Annotated in this window: 19 protein-coding genes, 1 tRNA gene and 1 pseudogene; 11 read left to right on the top strand and 10 right to left on the bottom strand. The window is 42.9% G+C overall.

All coding sequences use genetic code 11. The features are described from left to right. The 7 genes from IM450_RS04930 to IM450_RS04900 all read right to left on the bottom strand — a co-directional run bounded on the left by IM450_RS04930 (position 1) and on the right by IM450_RS04900 (position 7,165). Positions 1–540, bottom strand: coding sequence for a restriction endonuclease subunit S (locus tag IM450_RS04930; protein WP_287665140.1), 540 nt, complete (start codon positions 538–540; stop codon positions 1–3). A gap of 54 nt (positions 541–594) precedes the next feature. Beyond that, positions 595–1,050: a DUF29 domain-containing protein gene (locus IM450_RS04925; RefSeq protein WP_159250611.1), complete on the bottom strand. Its 456-nt coding sequence runs from the start codon at positions 1,048–1,050 to the stop codon at positions 595–597. A 214-nt stretch (positions 1,051–1,264) separates the two neighbouring features. After that, positions 1,265–1,335, bottom strand: a tRNA-Gly gene (locus IM450_RS04920). A gap of 85 nt (positions 1,336–1,420) precedes the next feature. Further along, positions 1,421–2,158, bottom strand: coding sequence for an HAD family hydrolase (locus tag IM450_RS04915; RefSeq protein ID WP_287665137.1), 738 nt, complete (start codon positions 2,156–2,158; stop codon positions 1,421–1,423). Between the two features lie 294 nt (positions 2,159–2,452). Then, on the bottom strand, positions 2,453–5,173 hold the full coding sequence (locus tag IM450_RS04910) for an AAA family ATPase (protein WP_287665135.1): 2,721 nt from the start codon (positions 5,171–5,173) through the stop codon (positions 2,453–2,455). A gap of 381 nt (positions 5,174–5,554) precedes the next feature. Next, on the bottom strand, positions 5,555–6,850 hold the full coding sequence (locus IM450_RS04905) for a S1 family peptidase (protein WP_287665132.1): 1,296 nt from the start codon (positions 6,848–6,850) through the stop codon (positions 5,555–5,557). Between the two features lie 9 nt (positions 6,851–6,859). After that, entirely contained in the window at positions 6,860–7,165 is a 306-nt protein-coding gene (locus tag IM450_RS04900; protein WP_287665130.1) for a CU044_2847 family protein, read from the bottom strand. 806 nt (positions 7,166–7,971) lie between these two features. Here IM450_RS04900 and IM450_RS04895 point away from each other — a divergent pair. From IM450_RS04895 to IM450_RS04880, 4 genes are read left to right on the top strand one after another with little or no spacing between them, the layout of a single operon-like run. Further along, positions 7,972–9,519 (top strand): bifunctional pantoate--beta-alanine ligase/(d)CMP kinase, encoded by a 1,548-nt coding sequence (locus IM450_RS04895; protein WP_287665128.1) that lies wholly within the window; start codon positions 7,972–7,974, stop codon positions 9,517–9,519. Then, positions 9,516–11,339, top strand: a complete 1,824-nt coding sequence (locus tag IM450_RS04890) for a phosphodiester glycosidase family protein (RefSeq protein ID WP_287665125.1) — start codon at positions 9,516–9,518, stop codon at positions 11,337–11,339. Before IM450_RS04895 ends, IM450_RS04890 begins: the two co-directional genes overlap by 4 nt. Before the next feature lie 14 nt (positions 11,340–11,353). Beyond that, positions 11,354–11,677: a phasin family protein gene (locus IM450_RS04885; protein ID WP_002737682.1), complete on the top strand. Its 324-nt coding sequence runs from the start codon at positions 11,354–11,356 to the stop codon at positions 11,675–11,677. 6 nt (positions 11,678–11,683) lie between these two features. Next, positions 11,684–12,202, top strand: coding sequence for an FKBP-type peptidyl-prolyl cis-trans isomerase (locus IM450_RS04880; protein ID WP_002803929.1), 519 nt, complete (start codon positions 11,684–11,686; stop codon positions 12,200–12,202). Between the two features lie 83 nt (positions 12,203–12,285). Here IM450_RS04880 and psb28 read toward each other — a convergent pair whose 3' ends face one another. Beyond that, the gene (gene psb28 / locus IM450_RS04875; protein ID WP_002746239.1) at positions 12,286–12,624 is read right to left on the bottom strand and encodes a photosystem II reaction center protein Psb28; all 339 of its coding nucleotides are present in this window, start codon (positions 12,622–12,624) and stop codon (positions 12,286–12,288) included. 200 nt (positions 12,625–12,824) lie between these two features. Between psb28 and IM450_RS04870 the strand changes: the two genes are divergently transcribed. Beyond that, complete coding sequence (locus IM450_RS04870; protein ID WP_287665120.1) at positions 12,825–14,333, top strand: helicase C-terminal domain-containing protein; 1,509 nt, start codon at positions 12,825–12,827, stop codon at positions 14,331–14,333. 227 nt (positions 14,334–14,560) lie between these two features. Here IM450_RS04870 and IM450_RS04865 read toward each other — a convergent pair whose 3' ends face one another. Together IM450_RS04865 and IM450_RS04860 are read right to left on the bottom strand one after the other, a co-directional pair. Next, a complete protein-coding gene (locus tag IM450_RS04865) occupies positions 14,561–16,108 on the bottom strand; it encodes an FAD-dependent oxidoreductase (protein ID WP_287665118.1) in 1,548 nt (515 codons plus the stop codon). Between the two features lie 59 nt (positions 16,109–16,167). Continuing rightward, positions 16,168–16,503, bottom strand: a complete 336-nt coding sequence (locus IM450_RS04860; protein WP_043998133.1) for a hypothetical protein — start codon at positions 16,501–16,503, stop codon at positions 16,168–16,170. Between the two features lie 175 nt (positions 16,504–16,678). On the opposite strand from IM450_RS04860, the gene IM450_RS04855 reads away from it, so the two are divergent. The 6 genes and pseudogenes from IM450_RS04855 (at position 16,679) to IM450_RS04830 (ending at position 25,115) form a co-directional block, all read left to right on the top strand. After that, positions 16,679–18,280, top strand: coding sequence for a 2-isopropylmalate synthase (locus IM450_RS04855; protein ID WP_287665115.1), 1,602 nt, complete (start codon positions 16,679–16,681; stop codon positions 18,278–18,280). A 705-nt stretch (positions 18,281–18,985) separates the two neighbouring features. Then, positions 18,986–20,236 carry an RNA polymerase sigma factor RpoD gene (gene rpoD, locus IM450_RS04850; RefSeq protein ID WP_287665112.1) on the top strand — a complete coding sequence of 417 codons (1,251 nt, stop codon included), beginning with the start codon at positions 18,986–18,988 and terminating at the stop codon, positions 20,234–20,236. A 294-nt stretch (positions 20,237–20,530) separates the two neighbouring features. Continuing rightward, positions 20,531–22,627, top strand: coding sequence for a hypothetical protein (locus IM450_RS04845; RefSeq protein WP_287665110.1), 2,097 nt, complete (start codon positions 20,531–20,533; stop codon positions 22,625–22,627). Continuing rightward, positions 22,628–23,020, top strand: a pseudogene (locus tag IM450_RS04840) (DUF4351 domain-containing protein); the annotation flags it as partial. A gap of 70 nt (positions 23,021–23,090) precedes the next feature. Then, positions 23,091–24,563 (top strand): BCD family MFS transporter, encoded by a 1,473-nt coding sequence (locus tag IM450_RS04835; RefSeq protein WP_002803912.1) that lies wholly within the window; start codon positions 23,091–23,093, stop codon positions 24,561–24,563. Between the two features lie 114 nt (positions 24,564–24,677). After that, entirely contained in the window at positions 24,678–25,115 is a 438-nt protein-coding gene (locus IM450_RS04830; protein WP_002803909.1) for a pentapeptide repeat-containing protein, read from the top strand. Positions 25,116–25,124 lie beyond the last annotated feature (9 nt).

The raw sequence follows: 25,124 nt of genomic DNA, 5'->3' as shown, positions 1-25,124 counted from the left end.
TTATTCACCTCCTTCCCCTAGTTCAAGGTCGATGGCGGATAAATCGAGGTCATCAACTCGGATTTGAGCGGTCATCAGTTGATGGAGAAGGTTCTGAGATAAATCTTGTAAAGTATTTAATTTTGCCCGATGTTGATTGATTTTTTCCAAAATTAGGTCTAATGTAGTTGTTGAAATTGCATATTTAACAAACAAATTGTCAGGAACTGTATAAAGTAAAAATTTAGGTAAAAGCTGAACATTTACCCTGATAACAAGGATGTCTGTTGCACAAAACCCATTTAAATATTTTTGTAGATAAGGTCGTAGCTTTCCGAATAAAACGTCATTAACAGGAAATTCTATCTTACCAATTTTAACTTTAGATTCAAGACCGAGACCAACTAAATTGGGAAAACCGCTCGCTATATATTCAAGTTCTGTATAAGGCGTATTTCCCTTTTCAAAAGGCTGATAGTTTGTCGATATTTTTTGATAACATTCGCCCAATTTATCTAATTTCCAGTCTTTGGCTAGACTGATATTTTTTAAGTATTGCATTGCTCTCAATTACTCCGAAGCTTTATGGCAATCTCACTTTTTATCTTTACTCCCTCACTGTCCATCTCTCCAAAACTTTTCAGTTAACAGAGTATCCACATCCTTCGCAAAAGGACAAACATCAGGAAAACTGGTATCAGGATAATCCTCGCGCACCGACTCCAACGCTTCCCCGTAGGATTCCCCAAAGATCTCGACTAGAAAGCTTTTTAAACTCGGTGAGTATTTAAACTCTTTTTTTAACTCGTTGCGAAAATTCCGGATCTCGATCTCCCATCCCCGATAACAATCCGGGAGAGCGACATAACACCGTTTTAAGAGATGCTCCAGTAAACGAACCAGAAAACTATGAACCGATTTACGCTGACCAATTCCCAAGGATTCCACCTCCTCGATTAAATTGTCCAGATCGATCGCAGCGAAATCTCCGGCTTTTAATCGATCTACTGTTTCGTCGATCCAGAGAGCGAAATCGGTATCGTAGAGCGTTTTCGTGGTTGTTGGTGTCATGCTCACGTCCTCTCGGTATTCTTTCACTATCCTAGTCCAACCGACTCAAAACTTTTTTAATACTTCCAACTCCTCTAAGATTTCTGAAATCGGCCGTAACTCCTCCGCTGCCGCGACATGAACAGCTCTAAACTTCTCCCATACATATTTACTACAATAGCCAAAAACCTTTATCCATCAGACGACAGATAATGTGTGACTGCACAACAGCTTAAGCGGGTGAGGGGAATCGAACCCCTATCATTAGCTTGGAAGGCTAGGGTTTTACCACTAAACTACACCCGCATTTTCTTAGCACTTTCGTTAGCATAACACGAATTGCCGATTTTTACAAGTAGGGATTTTCAGCTTGTGAATCGCCTCTAGATGGTCATAGATCGCCTAAAAATCCTGATCGCTCCTTTTTATCCCCGATTTGGCTAAAAGTTTCTTCCACGCGATCGAGGTCTAGTTGGGAGAAATTATCGATCGCCCAGTTAGACACTCTCTGCATAAAATGGAAGGGGTAGGTATGAGCGATTCCCACCACCTGCATTCCCGCTCTTTTTGCCGCTTCGCAACCAGCAAAAGTATCTTCAATCACCAGACATTCCCAGGGTTGCAATTGCAGATTAAAATTCCAACGATTGAATCTTTCTACGGCCAGTAAATAACCATCCGGTTGGGGTTTACTGGTGCTGATATCATCACCGGTGACAATGACACTAAAGTAATCCCCAAGGCCCGTCTGTTGCAAGATCGATTCTACTTCCGAGCGTATTGCTCCCGTCACCAAACCGATTTGTAGATCCCTGGCCTTAACCCGTTTTAAAAAAGAGTATATCTCTTCATAAATAGGAAGTTTCTCTAATTTTCCTAATCTTTCTCGGTATAAACTGGTTTTTTTGTTAATTAACTTAGTCAGATACTCCTCGGTCACTTGACGACCGCGACGGGTGAGAACATTACGCAAACAGACGCGATCACTTCTTCCCAGACATAACTCCGCAAATTCCGACCCTAGGGGCAGTAAATTTTCCCCGATCAAGATTTCATTGATTAACTCTTGATGGATCGGTTCATCATTGATGATCACCCCATTAAAATCGAACAGAACAGCCTTTAACATCAATCTTAGACAGAAAAGCTAATAAATACTCAGTGTTCTTGATTATACTAAAGTTTTTCGTCGGGGCCGGGTGTGGGTAAGCTAAGACCCATTTTCCCCCAATCCCCCAACTCCCCTCGACATCGGGGGGGTCGGGTAGGGTTGATTCATGAATCAACCCTACTGTGAATCAACCCTACTGTGAATCAACCCTACTGTGAATCAACCCTACTGTGAATCAACCCTACTGTGAATCAACCCTACTGTGAATCAACCCTACTGTGAGAGCAAAAACCAAAAATATAACAAAAGAATTTAGGTCATTGTTTCTTGTTTCGTTTCCGATACCCAACGACGGAATAATTCCACAGCAATCCGATAACGAGAGTCTTGGCATTCGATGACATGATGATTTTCAAGGGTTTTTAGGGCCCGGTCGAGAGTTGTGGCAGTTAATCCGGTGCTGGACAGTAAATCTGCCAGGGTTAATCCTTGCAGATGGGGAGAAAGAACTATTAAAATCTCCTGTTGTCCGGCCGCATCTTGTTTAGCCTGTTTCCAGACACCCGTAAAATAATAATTCCCCCTTTGGAAAAACTCAGCATCGATGGCTTTTTCCACATCTTCCACCTGAAAACGAATATCTTGGGGACGTTGCAACTCAAAGACCTGTTTATTATAAAAACGTACCAGATGAAAGCCGATCAGTTGTACTAGATAGGGTTGACCGTGGGTAAGTTGATAAATTTTGTCCAAAGCGGATGGGGTATAGTCTAGGGGAAAATCCTCGTCTTCCCCAACGGGATTAGCGAGGATAACGCGAGTAGATTCAGGAGAGAGGAAACTAACTGGAATCGGGTAAACACTGCCAAAAAAAGGATGAAAATAATCGGCAGTCATCTCCTCTAGGGTATGTAATCCGGCAAAAACAAAAGCTAGACGCGGACTACTCTGGACAAGGGAACGCAGATAGCCGAGGAAATTCTGGGGGAGGGTATTCGCTTCGATTAAATCCTCAATTATCTCGAACTCATCGAGGGCAATAATTAAACCGGTTTTAGCTTTTTCCGGCAGAATCTGGCGCATCAGACGGTCTAAATAACGATTAAAATACATTTCTGGATGTTGGGAGATTTTTTCCTCTTCTGGGGCATCAATTGCCAAAGTTTGGGCGATTTCCTCAGCCATAGTCAGGAGAACTTCGGCTAGGCTGGTTACTGTGGCCAAGCGCTGTAAATTAATGTAGATAACCGAGACATTTGGTGGGAGATATGCCTCCAGATTGCGTAGAATCGAAGTTTTACCCATGCGACGATGACCATAGAGAACTACGGAGGATAGGTTATCTCCCGACCACATTGACTGAAGTTCCCGCAGGATATCCCCACGACCAACAAAGCGTTTACCGATCACCGGATCACCGATAATGTAGGGATTAGGAATCGGTTGGGTAATAGTCACCGTTCCCACCGTTTTCGCGATGGATATGCTAATTTCTAGCCATTTTAGGACGATGGAAAGGATTAATTCTTTTTCTGCTGGGGGTAAATTGGCCGCCTGTTGGTCGGCTATATCGATTAATTCCCCGATAATCCGATTAAGAGCGAGGGATCTGGTCTGTTGGGAGTAACTTCTCTGGACTAAAGCCATTTCTGCGATAACTCGATTTAAACTGCTGATAGCTTGCCAAGTTTGCGGACGTAATGAAGGTTCTGCGGCAATGGGGGCAACTTTCAGGGAAGCGATACTATCGGGAGTTGCTGCCAGACTAAATCGGTGTAAAGTTTGGGCGAGGCTATACATTTCTTCCCCGTAGGCGAGGGAACGTACCACAGCAAAGGCTTTTTCGGCTTTTTCGGTGTCCTGTTGGTGAAGATACCAAAAACCGGCGGCGGCGGCACGAGCAGGGGTATCTAGACGGATTTTGCTGTCAGTAAGAAAAAACAGTTTCGCGGACGCATATTTTAACAATTGCCAATCGGAGGGATTTTCTGCCAGACGGGACACCCGATAGATAATTTCTGCCTCTGGGAATTGCGATAAAACGCGGTTAATGGCGACAAGGACAGGAATAAACTGGTGGCTGTACCGAAGGTATTGATTGAGGTTATTAATAGCTGTTTCCCAGTCTTGCTGTAACCATTGTTGTAGAGTCGAGGTTAACCCCGGCAGCGGTAGAAAGGTAATACGGGGAAAAAGTCGCCCTTGAGGGCCAGCCAAAAGCCCGATTAGCCAATTATCAGGACGGGGAAAGACGAATATAAACCCCACGCTCCACACCACGCCCAACACCACGCTCCACACCACGCCCGACTTCACGCCGAACACCACGCCGACCACGCCGGACACCACGCCGGACACCACGCCGGACACCACGCCGAACTCCACGCCGAACACCACGTCCGACACCACGCCCGACACCACGCCCGACACCACGCCGGACACCACGCCGAACCCCACGCCGGACCCCACGCCGTACACCACGCCCAACACCACGTTCCACACGCCGTTCGCCACGCCGTACCCCACGCCGTACCCCACGCCCCACACCACGCCCGACACCACGTTCCACACGCCGTTCGCCACGCCGTTCGCCACGCCCAACACCACGCCCCACACCACGCCCGACACCACGCCCAACCCCACGCCGTACACCACGCCGTACACCACGCCGAACACCACGCCCAACCCCACGCCGAACCCCACGCCGAACCACACGCCCACCCAATTAACAGAAAGTCCTAAATTTGCCGCTATGCTAAAGATAATCAGAGGGGTAATTACAGTTAAGAGAAGACCCTGAATCCCTAGACGCAATTGTACGCGATGGTCGCGGAGAAATTGTATTTTATCGCGCCATGTTTTCTGTTCTTTTAATTTATCGCCGCCGCCTCTCGTTTCCACATACCAGCGCACTGCTTGGGGAAAATAAAACACCCAGTACAACAGCAAAAGATAATCAAAAGGATTCCATAAAGATAAATCGCGTTTGAGTTTAGGAGCGAGATTAATTCTGGGGACGGTGCTTTCCTTCATAATTTCTATCTCTAGCTATTTACCCGGTGATGGTTTATTAAGTAGTTAGGTGTTACTCAAGGTAGGGTTGATTCATGAATCAACCCTACTATTCAGCACCCCCCTTATCAAGGGGGGCAGGGGGGATCAAAACCCCCTTATCAAGGTAGGATCAAACCCCCTTATCAAGGTAGGATCAAACCCCCCTTATCAAGGGGGGTAGGGGGGATCAAACCCCCCTTATCAAGGTAGGATCAAACCCCCCTTATCAAGGTAGGATCAAACCCCCCTTATCAAGGTAGGATCAAACCCCCCTTATCAAGGTAGGATCAAACCCCCCTTATCAAGGGGGGCAGGGGGGATCAAACCCAAAATTAAATCAACTTATTGTTTAGTTATAACCTAAGTTCGGGATGCTGAGTTATTGACTTTGGTTTGATAAAGTTTAAAACAACTTTGCATCACCTCTCGCGGCTTTCCTTGACTTTGCCTAACAAGAGAACTTATTTCCTCCTCAGTAAAAGTCACTCCAGTTTGACTTAGACGATGACTAATAAACTCTTTAATTTTAGCTTCATCCCATAATTTAATCGGAAATTGTTGACAAATTCCCTCGAAAGGTGAATCACCTCCTTTGTTATCAGGAAATAAAACATCAAGGGAACGATTAGCCGCTACTACTAATCTTAAAGGTGGATCGGGACGATTGGCTAACTCTCTTAATTGACTTCTAAGCTGATAGCTGAAATATTTTTGAGTCATATTATCTACCACATCCAATAATAACAGGATTTTGTGTTTTTCTAATTCCCTAGTTAATCTAGTTCCTTTGAGCGGTTTATCGTAATTCGCAGCTATACCAATCTGATGACATAATTCATAATAAAAATCCTTATCTCCTGCTAATCCTTCTAAGTTGAGATACAAGGGTTGTCGATGACTAAGCAAATACTCCCTTGCTTGATGGTAAATTCCCCAAAGCAGGGTGGTTTTTCCCGTTCCCCTTTCCCCGATAATAGCAGCACTACTGCCGGAATTTAAAACCTCAAAAATATCTTTAATTTCTTGTTTTCGGCCAAAAATCTGCTGAATTTCTTTAATACCTCCGGAAGTGGGTTTAAAAGGATTATGGGCATTTTTTTGGGGTTGTAATTGCGGAAAATATTTAAAAATAGTCTGAACTGGAATCGCTCTTCCTCCTAAATCACTGTACTCATCTCTGGTTATATTCACCACTCCGCACACTTTCCCCGTGCGTAAATTTACAAGCGGTGAACCACTAAAACCGGGTTGTACTTGCCCTAATTTAAACTTGATTAGGGGGTTTTCATCCCCCGTTAAACCTATATACTCAAAGTCACTAGGATCACCGTTCGGATACTTGTTGGTATAGCCGAAAGTGTATAATTTATCTGTTAATTGTAAATCGTGATCAAAATCGACATATTTGTGATCTAAAGACGAGTTTAATTGTAAAAGAGCCAGATCGATCCCGTCTAGATTCGGTAAGTGGATAATTTTAGCCCCAGAAATTTGACCTTGCCAAATTATCTCGATAGTCTCGCGATTATCCCGCGCATCTTTTACCACATGAAGACAGGTCAAAATTAACCCTTGTCCCACAAAAAAGCCTGTTCCTGACCCATAGATTAACTTTAACCTGACAGTGTACGGGGGCAGAGATTCCGGGGTAAGCATTTAATCAATTTATCCTCCCCATTCCAGAGTAATTTTTAAATTTCCCTTTCCTTCACCTTCCACAATTAAAGCGGTTAGTTTACCAGATTTTACCCTGACTTCTACCCCAAATTCTACAGTCGCCTTTTTGGGCTGCACTTTACTTATCGTAGCAGCGATCGATTCAGTAACTGCCTCAATTGTATCAGCCACACCTTGAAAGTCAAATATTTGATCGGATACTTCCCGTTCACCACCGAAACTTCTCGCTTCCACTAACATGGTGACATTTTCTTTAACTTTAACTGAAATAATCTCATATTTAGATTCTGGCATAAGGCTCCTCCAATGACCCGTTTATGGTTTTCTCGATTGCTTCTCGGACAAACTTATAGCGGAAGCAAAAAGGCTTATATATATTTCGGCACGGATTCCCATTATACTAGAAAGTATAGGTCAAATCGAGGGATTTTGTCAAGTCTTTTTTGCCATTAATCTATATAATTAGCTCGTTTTAATTAAATTAAAGATAGATTTTAGGTTCGATCCCCCCTGCCCCCCTTGATAAGGGGGGTGCCGATAGGCGGGGGGATCTCCCTTGATAAGGGGGGTGCCGATAGGCGGGGGGATCTCCCTTGATAAGGGGGGTGCCGATAGGCGGGGGGATCTCCCTTGATAAGGGGGGTGCCGATAGGCGGGGGGATCTGCCTTGATAAGGGGGGAACTGATCTTTTTTAACACCTACCTACTTAATTGTCGGGCTGCTTACCGGTCATCGTCCTGAAAAAAATTATGCCCCGGTTTGTTAAACAAGCATATATGCAGCGGTCAACCGAGACAGCACAGGAGCCTCTCTTATTCTTTGTGTGATCAGTTTAACTTATATAGAACCGATCAATCTTTGTGTCCTTTGTGTCTTTGTGGTTCGTTCCAGTCGCTCGCTGGCGGGAATATATCTTATAAAATACATTTTACCCACCAAACCCAAGAGAGCCGACAGGAGACAAAAACGAGTTATTGGACAGAAAGAGGCGATGGGATGTTATTATTTAAAGCCGATTCCCCGGAAGCAGCCGAATTGATCATCGGGCAGCATCCCCTGGCGAATAGTAGTGGAATAGGCTATTAAAGGAGTGAACCCTGTGCAAATATTCACAACAATCCCCGGTTTACGCACTTTTTTGGCTGATTATCGCCATGATCATAGTATTGCCCTCGTGCCAACCATGGGCGCTCTCCATAAAGGTCATGCTAGTCTAATTCGACGCGCAGTGACGGAAGCGGAGGTAACTGTGGTCAGTATTTTTGTTAATCCTCTACAATTTGGCCCCACAGAGGATTTTTCTCGCTATCCCCGCAGCCTTGACAGCGATCGCCAATTGTGTGAATCTTTGGGAGTTGCTGCTATTTTTGCTCCCAGTGCGGAAACTTTAGGAATTGGTAATTCTGAGGAGATAACCGCAGTTGTTCCCCCGATTTCTCTGACTAGCGGGTTATGTAGTGCTTTTCGTCCGGGGCATTTTCAGGGAGTAGCCACAATTGTCACGCGGTTGTTTAATATAATTGCACCGACGATCGCCTATTTTGGCGAAAAGGATGCCCAACAGTTAGCGATTATCCGACAATTAGTCAGGGATTTAAATTTAGCGATCGAGATTCGCGCTTGTGCTACAGTGCGAGAAACATCGGGATTAGCAGTTAGTTCTCGCAATCAGTATCTATCGGCCACAGAAAGGGAAAAAGCGACAATTATCGCCCAAAGTTTGCAATTAGCCCTCGAAAGTTTTCGTTTAGGGGAAAGACAAAGGGAAAAACTACTGGCTATTGTGCAAAAAAATCTCGACAGAGTGCCAGAATTTCGCCCTCAGTATCTGGATTTAGTCCATCCCCAGAGTTTACAACCGATCGAGCAGATCGAGACAGGGGGCTTATTAGCGATCGCAGGATCGATCGGTCAAACCCGTTTAATTGATAATATTATCTTGCGTCAACGTCGGGCAGTTATCGCTATTGATGGACCTGCTGGAGCAGGAAAATCGACGGTAACGCGCTTAGTAGCCGAAAAATTGGGGTTAACCTATCTCGATACCGGTGCGATGTATCGCGCGGTGACATGGTTAGTGGTGAATTCCGGTCTGGATTTGTCCGCAGAAGCGGCCATCGCCGAGTTATTATCTTTAGCGAAGATAGAAATAATCCCGGCCGATAATCCCGAAAATGTGACTATAGTGAAGATTAACGGGCAGGATGTGACTTTAGAGATTCGCTCTCCCGCAATTACCTCGCAAGTGTCCAGAATTGCCGCTCAAAAAGCGGTGAGACAGCAGTTAGTCACCCTGCAAAGACAGATGGGAATATCGGGGGGAATAGTTGTGGAAGGTCGGGATATTGGTACTAATGTTTTCCCAGAAGCGGAATTAAAGATTTTCTTGACAGCGACACCCGAAGAAAGAGCCAGAAGGAGATTAAAAGACTTAGAAGCGCAGGGAAATGGGGGTATTAGTCTCGCAGAATTAACCCAAGAGATTGAAAAAAGGGATTATTTGGATAGTAATCGCTCCCTAGCACCCCTGCGAAAAGCCACAGATGCGATCGAAGTTAATACCGATCATCTCACTATTACAGAAGTCACGGAAAAAATCATTGCTCTTTATCATCTTAACTCAGGTGATTTAGGGAGATATTTATGAAGTTAAATTATCTGAATTTATCATCTATCTGTTTAACGGTAACTTCCTTGATAATTATCGGCAGTCCAGCTATATCTTTAGCCGATCACAGATCACCAATAACTTTAGCTGCTAGGGATTTATCAACCCAGCAACAGGGAAAAAAAATTATTCTTAATGGTCGTTCTTTGCCCGTTTCTTGGCGACAGTGGACAACAGCAAATAGTACCAGAATCGCCATGAGTGACACGGGAGCAAGACAATTATTCGGCATGGATTTTCTTAGCACAAATGATCCAAAAAAGCAACCGATAAGCTGGTTTAATTTACAAACTTTATCGGCTAATTTAATCGATTCCGATCGCTGGCTGGATGTTACGGATATTTTACTAAAAATGGGGGCAACAACCACTATTAATGGTGATAGTTTAACTATTAACTTTCCTGCTCCCCAGATTCAAGATATTCAGCTAGAAAATTATGGAGCAGTACAAAGGATTATTATTCAACTTGATCGCCCGACCTTTTGGCAAGTTAGTCAGGCAAAAAATCAAGCAGTGATTACCCTAGAAGGAAATGCCCAGCAATCGCTCGTCTCTAGGTTTCAACCCCAAAATATCAGCAACAGTAATCAAAATAACGATGAAGATGATCTAGGTAACTCTAATAATAACTTAGCCACTCAGATCACTTCCTTAGAAAATAATGGGGTGATCAGTCGTTTAAAAATTAACCTTCCCACTGCCTACGGATTACAGATCAGCAGTGTGGATAATCCTCCCCGAATTATCATTGATTCTCGTCCCGATGCTATGGATGAAAAGCGCATTGTTTGGCAACCAGGGTTAATCTGGAATCAAAAATATATCCAGTTAGACAAAGATTGGTTTCCCGTGACTTGGTTAGAAATCGATCCTAGAAATCCTCAGATAACTATTAAACCAATTACCGCTAATTCCACCTCAATGCGCGGCACTAATCCCCTGATCACGATTAATAGCGAAAGTAACGCAGTAGCGATGATTAATGGCGGCTTTTTTAATCGTAATAATCAGTTACCTTTGGGAGCAATTCGTGTGGATGGCAAATGGTTATCTGGACCAATTTTAAACCGAGGAGCGATCGCATGGGATAATCGTGGTAAAATCAGGATCGATCGCCTGAGTTTAGAGGAAACTCTCATTACTGCCACCGGACAACGTTTTCCCCTAACCCAGTTAAATAGTGCCTTTGTGGCAGCCGGCTGCAGTCGTTATACTCGCGATTGGGGAAGTAATTATCATCCCCTCACCGAGCGGGAAACTGGGTTAGTCGTCCAAGGCGATCGCGTGACGGAGAAATTAAATAATCTTTCCCCACAGAACAGTATAGACATACCAGAAAATGGCTATTTAGTCATCTGCCGAAAGACAGATATTAATTTAAATATTGGTGAGACAGTCAACCTCGATAGCGTCACCCTACCGAGGGATTTTGCCAATTATCCTCAGATTTTAGGTGCTGGCCCCCTATTATTGCAGAATGGGCGCATAGTTTTGGATGGAAATGCCGAAAAATTTAGTCCTGCATTCCAAAATCAACAAGCTTCCCGCAGTGCGATCGCAGTTAGCCGAGAAGGAAAAATTCTGCTAGTTGCTATCCATAATCGCGTCGGGGGAAGGGGGGCAACTTTAGGCGAATTAGCTCGAATTTTGCTGTTAATGGCGGCAACAGACGGTTTAAACCTAGATGGGGGTAGTTCCACTGGAATAACCTTAGGGGGTTATCTGCTCGATCGCTCTGCCGTTACCGCCGCAAAAGTCCATAATGGAATAGGGATATTTTTATCCCCGTCTCCTTGAAAAGTGTGAAAACAATGGATAATAGCGACTGGATTAAACAATTGCTGCTGATGGGTATTGGCACTACTTCCATGGTGGCAGAAAAGATCAAAGAAGTGAGCGATGAATTAGTAAAAGACGGTAAAATCAATTCCGATCAGGCTAAAAACTTTGTCGATGATCTGATGACACAGATGAAGTCCGAACAGGGAAACTTCGAGAATAACTTAGAACGCTATATTCGCCAGATCTTGCGGGATTTAGGGGTTCCCCGACAATCGGAAATGGACGAACTGCGGGGAAGGATTGATAGATTAGAACGGCAGGTGAGAGACTTAGAGAATAAACTCTGGCGTTAGGGAACTATGAAATCAATGCGCGAAATCTTGCTCAGTTTTGCTATTATTGCGGTTTGTGGCTTATTTTTAATCGTTGCTTCCCTCTTTGGTGGAGGGGAAAAAACCAATGCGATCGCCGCAGAAATAGATCCACCCGCTATCACTCAAACTATTAATAAGGAAATCATCTCCATGGATTTAGATCAAGCAGTTACCACCGATTCGGGACTAAAATACATCGATATCGTGGAAGGAACTGGAGAAAGTCCCCAAAAAGGTCAAAAAGTGACTGTTCACTACACGGGAACCCTCACAGACGGCAAAAAATTCGATAGTTCCAAGGATCGCAATCAACCTTTTACCTTTACCATTGGAGTGGGTCAAGTGATCAAAGGATGGGATGAAGGAGTCGCATCGATGAAAGTCGGTGGACAGCGTACCTTAATTATCCCCCCAGAATTGGGTTATGGTGCGCGGGGTGCCGGTGGGGTAATTCCTCCCAACGCGACTTTACTTTTCGATGTGGAATTGTTGGGAGTTAAATAGGTTTTTCCTCTGATTTTTCACTTCTACCCGCATCGATCCTGAATGCGGGTTTTTTGACAAATTGCCAGAAGCTAAGGGTAAAATCAGGAAGATTTAGTAAATTCTAGACCGTTTTCGCTACCGTAACGTTCCATAAAACGCATAAAACGATCCCACTCTGCGGGAGAATTAAAAATAACCGTAGCTTCGATCGCCATGGGTTTACCGTTGATAAATTTGCCTTTTACTTCCCTGGTGACGATTTCTCCTTCCTCATCGATGAGATACATCCCCGTGATTTCCTCGGTTTGTTGATCTCCGAGGATAGTCGGTTGATCAAAATAAAATTTTGCCGATCCCTTCTCTCCCGTTTTAGTGCGACTTAAGCGGATATCGGGAACAACCGGTTCTTTTAACCCCCTGGAAAACTGAATTTCTGCCATTACTTTTCTTTATCCTTCTCATAAAATAGACATTTCTAGATCATCTCACACCAAGTCGCAAGTAAAAAGCAGATGCAACAGCATAAACTTAAAATATCCACGGTCAACTCGTGGGAGTAGGTTTGACTGATGAAAGATCACTTGTAAACCTCTCCCTTCCCACTGATAACCGATCACTGATAACCAATAACTGAGATGAGATGGTTTTATTAGAAGCAGCGGTTCATTCTTCCCTACGCGCTTTTTTACGCGAACAAGGACGCTTTTACTGGTCTCATCATCTCACTATGGGGCGACTGGTGGCTAGAGCTTTACGCTTAAAACGTTCCTCTCTCATACAAACTGGAACTACTCTATCCCGTTATTGTCTCAGTTATCTCACCCCGGCTCTTTTGGGTGATACACCTGTTCTGATTGTTGCCCCAGAGTCAGAACTAAACCTACTGTTAGAAGTGGAAATCCCCCATCTGCAAGCATGGTTACAAACTCAGCGAGATATCCTCAAAAGCGATCGCTTTCCCGCTAATTTTACCGGTTTACTCCTCACCACACCCCAACAATGGTTAGAGGATAAATTGGGCAATCTCGGTCATTTTCCCCAGAATATCCCCACAATAATCGATCGGGCCGAAGATTTAGAAACTTGTCTAGTAGATTATCTCACCGTCACCATTACTCCCGAACAATGGTTCGCTTTAGGGTCAGCATATCCCCAGCATAAAGAGGTTATAGACTTAATTAAAGCACAACTTAGCCAAAGTATTCTTGGTCATCCAATTAATCCCTATAATTGCTATCTTATTGATGCCAAGGAAAAAGAATATATAATTGCTCTCCTGCAACGCTTGGATCAAGACTTAGTCACTAATTCTGCTTGGCAACTTTTAGCGGCAAAAATCCCCGAGCATAATTATCTCCTCTGGACATCAGTAGATCGAGATCGAGAAGAATTTACCCTAAAAATCAGTCCTTTGGAGGTGGCTAGTTTTTTCAAACCGATTTGGCAGCAGCAACCCTTTGTTTTAATCGGCAGTTTTTTAGATAGCGAAAAATCCGCTAATTTATACCGTCAAAATCAGGGTATCGGAGAAATTTTAACTTTAAAGTTTGCAGCCGATCGCGAAAGTGAATATATTCATTTATATCTACCCGATCGCATCAGCGCCCCCAATACCCCCGAATTTCAACCGATGTTATTAAAGCAAGTGCGGGAATTAGTTAGTGCTAATCATACCAGTGAACAACCGATAGTAATCCTGATTGAAGATGTTCCCCTCAAGGCACAAATTGCCACCCAAATGGCAGCCGATTACGGTTCGCGAGTGCAAGTGGAAAAAACTGAGATTAATAGTAATACTATTCTCGTTTGTGGTTGGCAATTCTGGCAAACCCATCAAGAAAAATTTCCGACTCCCAGTTTATTAATTATCGCTACTTTACCCTTACCCTCCCCCGAAAATCCTCTCGTTGCTGGCAAAATTGCCTACTATAAACGACAACATCTCGACTGGTTTCGTGCCTATCTTTTACCCACAGCAGTAAGGGAAATTCAGCAATCTGTCCAGTCTCTCCGGGAGTGTCAAGGTTGTGTGGCTGTCCTCGATAATCGTGTCAATGCCCGCAGTTATGGCCGACAAATTCTCTCCGCTTTAGAACCCTATGCTAAAGTTAATTATCTCGATCAACAATTTTTTCAAGATAAAGATTAAATCAGTTATCAGTTATCAGATGGGGTGCATCTCAATTTTGTAGAAATATCTATATTACATTTGGGCGCACGCAGTGCGCCCCTACCATTGACGCGATAATATTATTGTAGGGGCGAATTGCATTCGCCCTCTTGGAATAACTTCTGCTGCTCACCAATATGTGAGAGAATGTCACCAATAAGAGATGCACCCTATCAGTAATCAGTTCACTGATCACTGTTTACTGATCACTGATTACTGATAAAATCTCCCCCAGAGCCATATTTCCAACTATCCAAATAACGATGATAAAGATATTTTTGCTTGTCGGGTAACTTTTCTAAAACAGGTTTTAAGGTGGCTGCCAAGGGATATAAACCACTATACAAAGCTAAATTAAAATAATGTCCCGTCCAATCGATAAAAGGACTGATACCCACTTGTGGAATCATCGGTAAAACTAATTGAGGATTAACCAAAGGCAAAGTTTTTGAGAGGGAAGAAAACTGCACCACATCCTGTAAAAACGGTTTTAAGACCTCATCTCCCAACTTATCCATTACCCGAAAAACTCCACTCATTAAGTCATTAATTTGATTGGGATTAGGGTTAGCAGACATGGCAACACTCATAGTTTTTTGAAATAGCCACGTTACCGATATATTGGGTTGATAGGGTTGTAAAAGGGCTAAATCTTCTCGGTTTAAAGCATCGATTTGTAAAGCTTCCTCGATGGCGAAAGTTAGCCTTTTTAAATGTCTGACCATTGCCCCAAAACCACCAAAACTGACCGGAGATTGACTACCGCTACTATCTCCCACTGCTAGAATTCTTGACCAAGGCATTTTTAAAGGACTTTGACGATAGGCCGGGAAAAAACCCGCTAGAAAACGCTGAAAGTTTACCGCTTCTAAATCCACCTTTTGATACTCCGGCAGTAATCTTAAATACTCCTCCATCAAAAATTCTAAACTAAAGCGATCGGGATGGGTATCAAGATAGGTAAATAAATAAGTTGTCCGACCATCCCTAGCGGGAAATGCTTCCCAAAAGTATTGACATTGGTGCAAGATTGGGGTAAAAGAATAAATCAAATCACCAGTTTCATTACTGGGAAAACCCTGACCGCAACTACCCACCACTAAACAAACTCCATCGGGTTTTTCTCCTTTTCTTGCCTGTTTTGCAATTGCTGAAAAATGACCCATGGCATCGATTAATAAACGGGTTTTTAAAGTCATTTCTCCCGTTTTAACCATTACTCCATCGGGATGAATAATCCCCCCACTAAACCCCGAATTTTCTAATAACTTCCCTCCCGCTTGCAAAAACTTAGTTTTTAAAGTCTCTAGCAAATAAACCGGATTAACACCAATATTTAAAATATCTCTGACCCAAAGCTCATAACCTTGATAAAATCCCACCCTAGCAGGATTATATTCCGTCGCTATCGCTTGATTTAATTCAGCTTCGGTCAATAAATCTAACTCTAAAAAACTGCTTAATTCTAAACGGGAAATATTCCACTCCTGCTCACGACCGCGCAGAATACCTCTTTCTAATAATGCCACACGCCAGCCCCTGGTTTGCAAAGCAGCCCCGATGAAAATTCCCAAAGTTCCCCCGGCAATAACTAGATCAAAATCCGTCTCTCCTAAAGATTCTTGACTTTGATTAATTACCGTGGGAATAACTGGATTTTCTAAACGCAAAGCTTGCCAAGATCGATCACTGGCTCGCAATTGTTGTAAACTCTGAGGAGATACTCGATCGAGTAACGATGCAACTAAAGACATAATCTTATATCAGTTATCAGTTATCAGTTATCAGTTATCACCATATCCAGAGGATAAAACTACTTAGATTGGAAAAACTTTTTCCCTTCTTCAACGAGTTTATTAATATCCTTTAGAGAAACCCCAAAAATCGCTAAAACTCCCGTAAAGACTAACAAAAAACCGATAAAACTATTCCGATCATAGAGAAATAAACCCACCAAAACGATAAAATAGGGAGAGAGAATTTTACTAATATTTTCAACTACAGTAACCACCTCTGGAGTAGGAGTCTCAACAAGATTAATATCGGTTTTATCCTGATCTGGTTCGAGATTTTGCTTAATCGAAAACATCACCTCCTGTAGGTCTTTTACCTCCGGTGGGTTCGGTTCCTTCCCTGGTTTGCCAAACATTTTTAACTCCCTCGCCAATTTATCCATATCCTCTATGGTAGCCAAAAAAAGGGCAAGCCGGAAAAGCGCGAGCAGGTCGAGAAATTCTCAGGGCAATTTTCCTTATAACCCCCTCGGCCTCGGCTGCTATAATCAGAGGAACAACTCCCAAGTTCGTTAACGGTACAAAAAAACTATGAATACCAGTCCAGACCGTGTGATTATCTTCGATACCACCCTTCGAGATGGGGAACAGTCCCCGGGTGCCGCTTTAAATGTGGATGAGAAGCTAACCATAGCACGCGCACTGGCACGACTGGGAGTTGATGTCATTGAAGCAGGTTTTCCCCACGCTAGTCCGGGAGACTTTGATGCGGTGCAGAAAATTGCCGCCAGCGTCGGCGGCGAAGCTGATAGCCCGATTATTTGCGGATTAGCCCGCACTACCCAAAAAGATATCAAATCTGCCGCCGATGCGCTCAGACCCGCCGCCAAGCCCAGAATTCACACCTTCCTAGCCACATCTGATATACACCTCCAATACAAACTTAAGAAGACTCGTCAGGAAGTTCTTGAGATTGTGCCGGAAATGGTGGCCTATGCCAAATCCTTTCTTAATGATGTGGAATTTTCCCCCGAAGATGCCGGCCGCAGCGATCCGGAATTCCTCTACCAAGTCCTCGAAAGAGCGATCGCCGCAGGAGCCACCACCGTTAATATTCCCGATACCGTCGGTTATACCACCCCTAGCGAATTTGGGGCTTTAATCCGGGGAATTAAGGAAAATGTCCCCAATATCGACCAAGCGATTATCTCCGTCCATGGTCACGACGATCTAGGGTTAGCGGTGGCTAATTTCCTCGAAGCAGTTAAAAATGGCGCTCGACAGTTGGAATGTACTATTAATGGTATCGGTGAGCGTGCCGGTAATGCTTCCCTAGAAGAATTGGTGATGGCCCTTCATGTCCGGCGCTCCTATTTTAATCCTTTCCTCGGTCGTCCAGCAGAGTCCACGGAACCTTTAACCAAGATCAACACCAAGGAAATCTATCGCACTTCTCGCCTAGTTTCTAATCTTACCGGCATGATCGTGCAACCGAATAAGGCGATCGTCGGTGCTAACGCTTTCGCACACGAGTCGGGAATCCATCAGGACGGGGTGTTAAAACATAAACTCACCTATGAGATTATGGATGCAGAATCGATCGGTTTAACTAATAATCAGATCGTCCTCGGTAAACTCTCCGGCCGCAACGCTTTTCGCTCTCGTTTACAGGAATTGGGTTTTGAGCTTTCGGAAACGGAACTTAATAACGCTTTCATCCAGTTTAAAGAAATGGCCGATCGCAAAAAGGAAATCACCGATCGCGATCTAGAAGCGATTGTTAACGATGAAATCGATACGGTTCCCGATCACTTCCGCCTTGAGTTAGTACAAGTGTCCTGTGGAAATAGTGCCAGACCCACGGCCACGGTAACGATTCGCACTCCCGACGGTAGCGAGTTATCCGATGCGGCCATTGGTACAGGACCGGTAGATGCTCTCTGCAAAGCGATCGATCGAGTGGTGCAGATTCCTAACGAATTAATCTCTTTCTCGGTGCGGGAAGTGACCGAGGGAATCGATGCTTTAGGAGAAGTGACTATCCGTCTCCGTTACGAAGGACGCACCTACTCTGCTCGCGCGGCCGATACCGATATTATTGTCGCCTCCGCTCGCGCCTACGTCAGTGCCTTAAACCGTCTCCATGTCGCACTGCAGCAGAAGGAAAAAACCCCCGAAATGCTACAAGTCTAGATAGGGTGTTAGGGTGTTAGGGTGTTAGGGTGTTACTTGAAATTCCCCCACTACCCCATCACCCCACTTCCCCACTTCCCCCCGCAACGCGCACGCAGTGACCACCCCACTTCATCATTCATAATTCATAATTCCCATGGTGCTGTTGGAGAAAATCTTAAATTTGTCTCGCAAATTTCTAAAATGTTGCTAAGTTAATATTATGAGCTTGCGCTCTGATTAATCATGGTGCTAATGTACCAAAAACAGATTCGCGTAAAAGCAATGAGGGATGAAATTTATCCGTAAGAATCCGATCAAATTAAATACAATAGCTAAAGACTAAAGGAATTAGCCAAGGGCCAATAGGGATTATGTTCCTCTTGCCAGTGGGAACAGTTAACCCATCCCATAATTCCTTTGATACTTAGCTATCTGGTCAACACCGCAGACAAACCGGCGATCGGATTCCAGTCCTCCAGCCATTTACCCAATTTTTGCAGGAGCCAGATTATGAGTTGACCGAGCTAAAACAGCATTCCGTGTCGCTAAAATCGCATCGACACAAGGAAATTTAAGCAAAAATCTTCTCCCATTTGTTGTAATTAAAGCTACAATCGGAAAAGTCTTTGCCCCTCTCGGATTTGAGACACAAATTTGTTCAGTATCACCTAGATTGAGATTCGATCTTCTAGTTTTGCACAGAAGGAGCAAGAGGAAAACGGCATGATGCAGGCCCACGATGTACTAACCCTTACCGAGCCGCAATTGGATTTAGATTTGATTGACCTAGACGAAGACTTCGATGATGAGGATATCGAGTTAGAGCTAGAAGAAACCAGCGATAGCAACGATGGCAAAAAAACCCGCCGCCTTGCCAGCGCTCGTCGTCGCGACGCCGCTAGAAAAAAACCCTATACAGAAGATTCGATTCGGATTTATCTGCAAGAGATCGGCAGGATTCGGTTATTGAGAGCGGAGGAGGAGATCGAATTAGCGAGAAAAATCGCCGATCTCCTGAAATTAGAACGCATTCGCGAAGATTTTTGCCTCTATAGCGATGCTGAATGGGGAAAACAGGTTTTCCTGTTCGAGCGCATCGAAAAAATTATCGTTGAAAAATCGGAAAAAGAGCCGAAACTATCGGATATTAAGGCTTATTTAGGTAAGACGGAGCTAACGGCTCCCCTGCTGGAAGAATGGCTGGCCAAATCAAAGGAATACTTATCGGCCTTTAAGCGTCGTTTGTACCATGGTCGTCGCGCTAAGGAAAAAATGGTACAATCGAACCTGCGTTTAGTGGTTTCGATCGCCAAGAAATACATGAATCGCGGTCTTTCCTTCCAAGATTTAATTCAAGAAGGTTCCCTCGGTTTGATCCGCGCCGCCGAAAAATTCGACCACGAAAAGGGTTATAAATTCTCCACCTATGCCACTTGGTGGATTCGTCAAGCCATCACCCGGGCGATCGCTGATCAATCCCGCACCATTCGTCTTCCCGTCCACCTCTACGAAACCATCTCCCGGATCAAAAAAACCACCAAGATTCTTTCTCAGGAAATGCGTCGCAAACCCACCGAGGAAGAAATCGCCACCAAGATGGAGATGACCATCGAAAAACTGCGTTTTATTGCCAAATCTGCCCAATTACCGATTTCTCTAGAGACTCCTATCGGTAAAGAAGAAGATTCCCGTTTAGGAGACTTTATCGAAGCGGATGGGGAAACCCCAGAAGATGAAGTTTCTAAAAATTTATTACGCGAGGATTTAGAAAACGTCCTCGATACCCTTAGTCCTCGCGAACGCGATGTGCTGCGGCTACGCTACGGTTTAGATGATGGCCGGATGAAAACACTCGAAGAAATCGGCCAGATTTTCAACGTCACTCGCGAGCGCATTCGTCAAATAGAAGCCAAGGCTCTGCGGAAACTGCGTCACCCTAACCGTAATAGTATCCTCAAAGAGTACATTCGTTAATTTCCCGTCCTTAAAAAACTAGAAACTGAGTCTCCTTGAGGCTCAGTTTTATTGTTATCTACACTTTCCTCGACGGCTGCATCTCAATTTGGTCGAAATATCCATATTATATTTTGGGCGCACGCGATGCGCCACTAGCACGGATAGGTGAACTTGATTACTGCCGATTAATTCCCCCTCAACTCGATAGAAAGTCCCGTATTCGTTAGTAAGATATTCGATAGCGGGATTGACGAGGGTAAAACCAGCAGGATAACTGCTATACTATATTTATAGTTTACTGAGAGAATAGAAATGGATCACAATTGCGATGCTTGCGATTCTAAAATCGAAGATATTCCAGAGTTTATTCGTCAAAACCTCATTAGCGTAAAATCTATATGGGAAGACAGCTGTGAGGCAATTAAAGAATTAAAAGACAATGATTACAACAAACACTTGATTTTAATTATAACAGATTTAGAAGAAGAAATTTTAGAAAATCGAGAAAAATTTTCAAAAAATCAATTTGCCAAAAATTATTTTACTACACAGATTAAACAATATTTAGAAGACCCAAAAAAATCTGCTGAGAAGCCATCGGCTAAGAGTTTATGGGCAAAACCAATATCTACTCAGTTGAAATTTATTTTAGAAGCTTTAAATTCAGCATCAGATTCTAAAAAATTTGAATTAAAAGACATATTATATTTTGTTGAAATAATACAAAGAGAGATAATTTCAGTAGAAAGTCTTGAAGGTTTACTTAATTTACTTATTACAGAAATCCTCAAAGAAGAAATGAATCTAGAGGAATTAAAATTTATCGTTAACACTATTATAATAATGTTTATTGAGCGAGGATACTATGTTAAAACTCTAGAAGATTTATTACGTAAACAATTATCTTTGTTTCAAGATCATTGGAACCGTATAAGTACAAGTACAGATGGATTATATTTATACGGTGGACTCATATATGGATCACCCAAATATAACGAGGAAGTTTATTCTGAAAACGAAGACTATAAAATTGCCCTCAAGCAATATTATGACTCTTTGGGGCTTAAAGATAGGATTTTTCTGATGAAAAAAATTTATGTCGAACCACCTAAAAAGTATAAGGTTATTTTTAAACTTTCTAATTTTGCTCTAGCCAATTCTCAATCATTAAATATAGGTAACGTTTATTTTTATATTCCGCGAATTCATGGAAAAATAACAAAAAGTATTTTTCGAGACGACACATACATAGATGAAAGTTCTGATCGTGTTCAGTTTGAAAAAAGAATACAGGAATTTGAAGTGATGTCCGAGAGTATTTATTATGTTGCTGTTGACATCGAAGGAAATGATTTTTATTCAATGAAGGATCAAGCGATAAGAACAGTAGAGAGGGCTGTGTCTGTCTTCCTAAAAAAGGATACTCTCATGAAAAAGACAAATAACAACGAAATACAAATAATATCAAATAATTACATTATCTGTAACGATCTAGGTGAGGGTGCTTTTTTTGAGCATTCTTATATATCGAATGAAGAATTTGATATTCCTAATAATATTTATACTGACAGAATTGGTCATTGGCTTTCTTCTAAAAACTCACTTAATAAAAGCGTTGAAACATGGTTAACTGCCATTGAACTATATCGTAAATCTGTTGAGTCAGTACAAAGTTCCGACGCGCTTCTATATTCTTGGTATTCCCTTGAGCATTTTATCAATAAATCGGAAAAAATTACTGTGAGGCTTCCGAGGGAATTTGATAAACCTGTTTTTGAAGAATGGTACAATGCGAACAATATTTCAGTCCTACAATTATTGCTCGCTATTGTTACCATTAAATCCCATCTTTTTGATCTACTAACTATTTTTGCGGATAATTTAGCGAGAAAAGGCTTTCTATGGGATAGATTCTCAGTATCTGATGAAATTTTAAATATATTTTTTATTAGTAAAAAAGATAACGGTTCTATTCGGATAAACGCAAGTAATTTTGTTGAAAACTTTCAATTAATTTTTGATGATTTTGAGCAGAAAAATAGTCAAGTAGATAAATATATAAGTGAGATTCGTGGTCATTTTATTGATCACACAACTTGCTTGAATAAAATAAAACAAGCAATAATCGATGTCAAAAATGATGTGTATAATATCTATCGCATTAGAAATATGCTAGTTCATAGTAGTAACACAAAAAGTAAGCTTTTAGAATATTATTCAAAAAGAAATAAGGAATACAGCTTAAGACTTATTTTAGAAATCAGAAAATATTTATTTAAAACCGAGAGTGATCCTGAAATACAGCCGATAAATACTTATTTTACAAGGACGATAATTGATGCTAACGTGGCATTTGAAGCAGTAGTCAATAATGATATGGATAAATTCAGAAAATGGATAATACAATAGGAAATTCTACGACAAGTAGCCGCAAAAATTGATAATATCGAGGGTAGAACTGAAAAAAGCAATTTGGCCGCCGCTACAGCAATTCTGGCGGGGTTAGTATTAAGTAAGGAAATCATCGGAAGCTTATTAAGGGAAGAAATTATGCGCGAATCAGTTATTTATCAGGATATCCGGGAAAGTGGAAAAGCACAAGGAAGAGAGGAAGGAAGACGAGAAGAAGCGGTTTCTTTGATTCTACGGCTACTTAACCGTCGTTTAGGTGAAATATCGTCGACTTTAGGCCAACAAATCCGAGAACTATCTCTAGAACAATTAGAAACTTTAGGAGAAGCGCTGCTCGATTTTACCAGCTTGACAGATCTGACCACTTGGTTATTGGAGATAGAAAATTAAATCCCCAGAAGATGTCTGCTCGTCCTGCGTTAAATTTTTAAATACTGGCTTTTTTTGTATTGATTTAACCATGGCTACCAGCGATATTCCCCATTCTACTCACTCATCCCCAAAACCCCTGCCAAAACTGGGACTTTTCACCATGTTTCGCTTAGGACTCTTTCAGATGGGACTAGGTATTATGTCTCTGCTGACTTTGGGGGTTCTCAATCGGATTATGATCGATGAGTTAAAAGTTTTACCCTTTCTCGCCGCAGCTGCGATCGCTATGCACCAGTTTGTTAGTCCAGCACGCATCTGGTTTGGGCAAAGATCCGACGGTAAAACTATTTTAGGTCATCATCGCAGCGGTTATGTCTGGATTGGGGCGGCAGTTTTTACCGCTTTAGCTTTTATTGCTTTGCAGGTAGTCTGGCAATTGGGACTTAGTATTCAAACTTCGGGATGGAATACCATTTCCTACGCTTGGATTGCCCTCTTAGCCTTAATTTTCGCCCTCTACGGACTCGCTTTAAGCGCCAGTTCCACCCCTTTTGCTGCCCTCTTGGTGGATGTGTCCGATGAAGATAATCGATCGCAATTAGTTGCTATAGTTTGGTCAATGCTGATGGTGGGAATTGTCGTCGGGGCGATCGTTAGTTCTCGTTTGCTGGATACTCCCAATATCTGCGGTACAAATATTTTGACCTATGATCCGACTCAATCAGCCCCTATAGCCAATATTCCGCAACTACAGGCGACAATTAACCCCGTGTTCACGATTATGCCCGCTATCGTTTTTGGTCTTTGTATTTTAGCGACTTTTGGCGTAGAAAAAAAATATTCTCGTTTTAGTAGTCGGTCCACTCTCGTGCAAAGAGAGGATCAAATTACCTTTAAAGATGCGTTACAGGTTCTCACCGCTAGTCGGCAAACCGGTTTATTTTTCACCTTTCTGCTGATGATGACTTTGAGTTTATTTATGCAGGATGCAATTATGGAACCGTTTGGGGGCGAGGTTTTTGGGATGTGTATCGCCCAAACCACCCAATTAAACGCTTTTTGGGGAACCGGAACCCTTTTTGGTATTGCCGCCACGGGATTTATGCTCATTCCCCGCATCGGTAAACAAAAAACCACTAAATATGGCTGTATTTTTGCAACAATTTGTTTTATTCTCTTGATTTTTGCCGGCTTTTCTGCTAATCAAAGTTTATTAAAATCAAGCTTGCTCTTTTTCGGTTTAGCTTCGGGAATGATTACCGCCGGGGCTACCAGTTTAATGTTAGATTTAACCGCAGCCGAAACCGCAGGAACTTTTATCGGCGCTTGGGGATTATCCCAAGCGATCGCCCGGGGATTAGCCACGGTTTTAGGCGGTACGATTTTAAATATCGGTAAAGTTGTCTTTTCTAGCCCGGTTTTAGCCTATGGCTTAGTTTTCCTTGTGCAAGCACTGGGAATGATCCTAGCAGTTTGGTTATTAAGTCGCGTCGATGTCAAGGAATTTAAGGAAAATGCCCGAGCAGCGATCGCAACGGTAATGAAAGGAGAGATCGACTAGCAAAAGCAAGCAAAAGTGAGATAACAGGAGAATTAGCCCGATCGGGGGAAGTTGGTTAGCAGCTTTTTTCCTATCCTAAAAGTAGAGAGGAAAACGAAAGAGGAGGCGAAAAAGATGAAAAGGACTTTAATGATTGTTCTAGGTTCCCTAGCCTCCTTACTGCTGATTAACCCCGTCGGTGCGGAAAATCCCCAACAGGTACAAGAGTTATTGAATACGCGGGAATGTCCGGGCTGTGATCTCCGTGGTGCAGATTTAAGAGGGGCGCATCTAATCGGTGCCGATTTGAGAAAAGCGAATTTACAGGGAGCTAATCTGGAGGAAGCTAACTTAGAGGGCGCAGATTTGACCGATGCTAACCTAGAAGGCGCAAATTTAACCGCAGCTTTTCTGACTAATGCCAGTTTGAATCAAGCTGATCTCGATGGAGTCAATTTCACCAGCGCGGTGATTTATGATGCTGATGTGACGGGTGCATCAATGGAGAGAATTAACTTGACAAATGCTCAGATTTATGGTACTGGTATCGCTGTGGGTGGTGAAAGTCCTTAGATGTTCTTG

This window comes from Microcystis sp. M083S1 (assembly GCF_020246405.1).
GTDB lineage: Bacteria > Cyanobacteriota > Cyanobacteriia > Cyanobacteriales > Microcystaceae > Microcystis > Microcystis aeruginosa_C.
The sequence above is the reverse complement of the archived record's forward strand: the minus strand, read 5'-3'. Positions and strand labels throughout refer to the sequence as shown.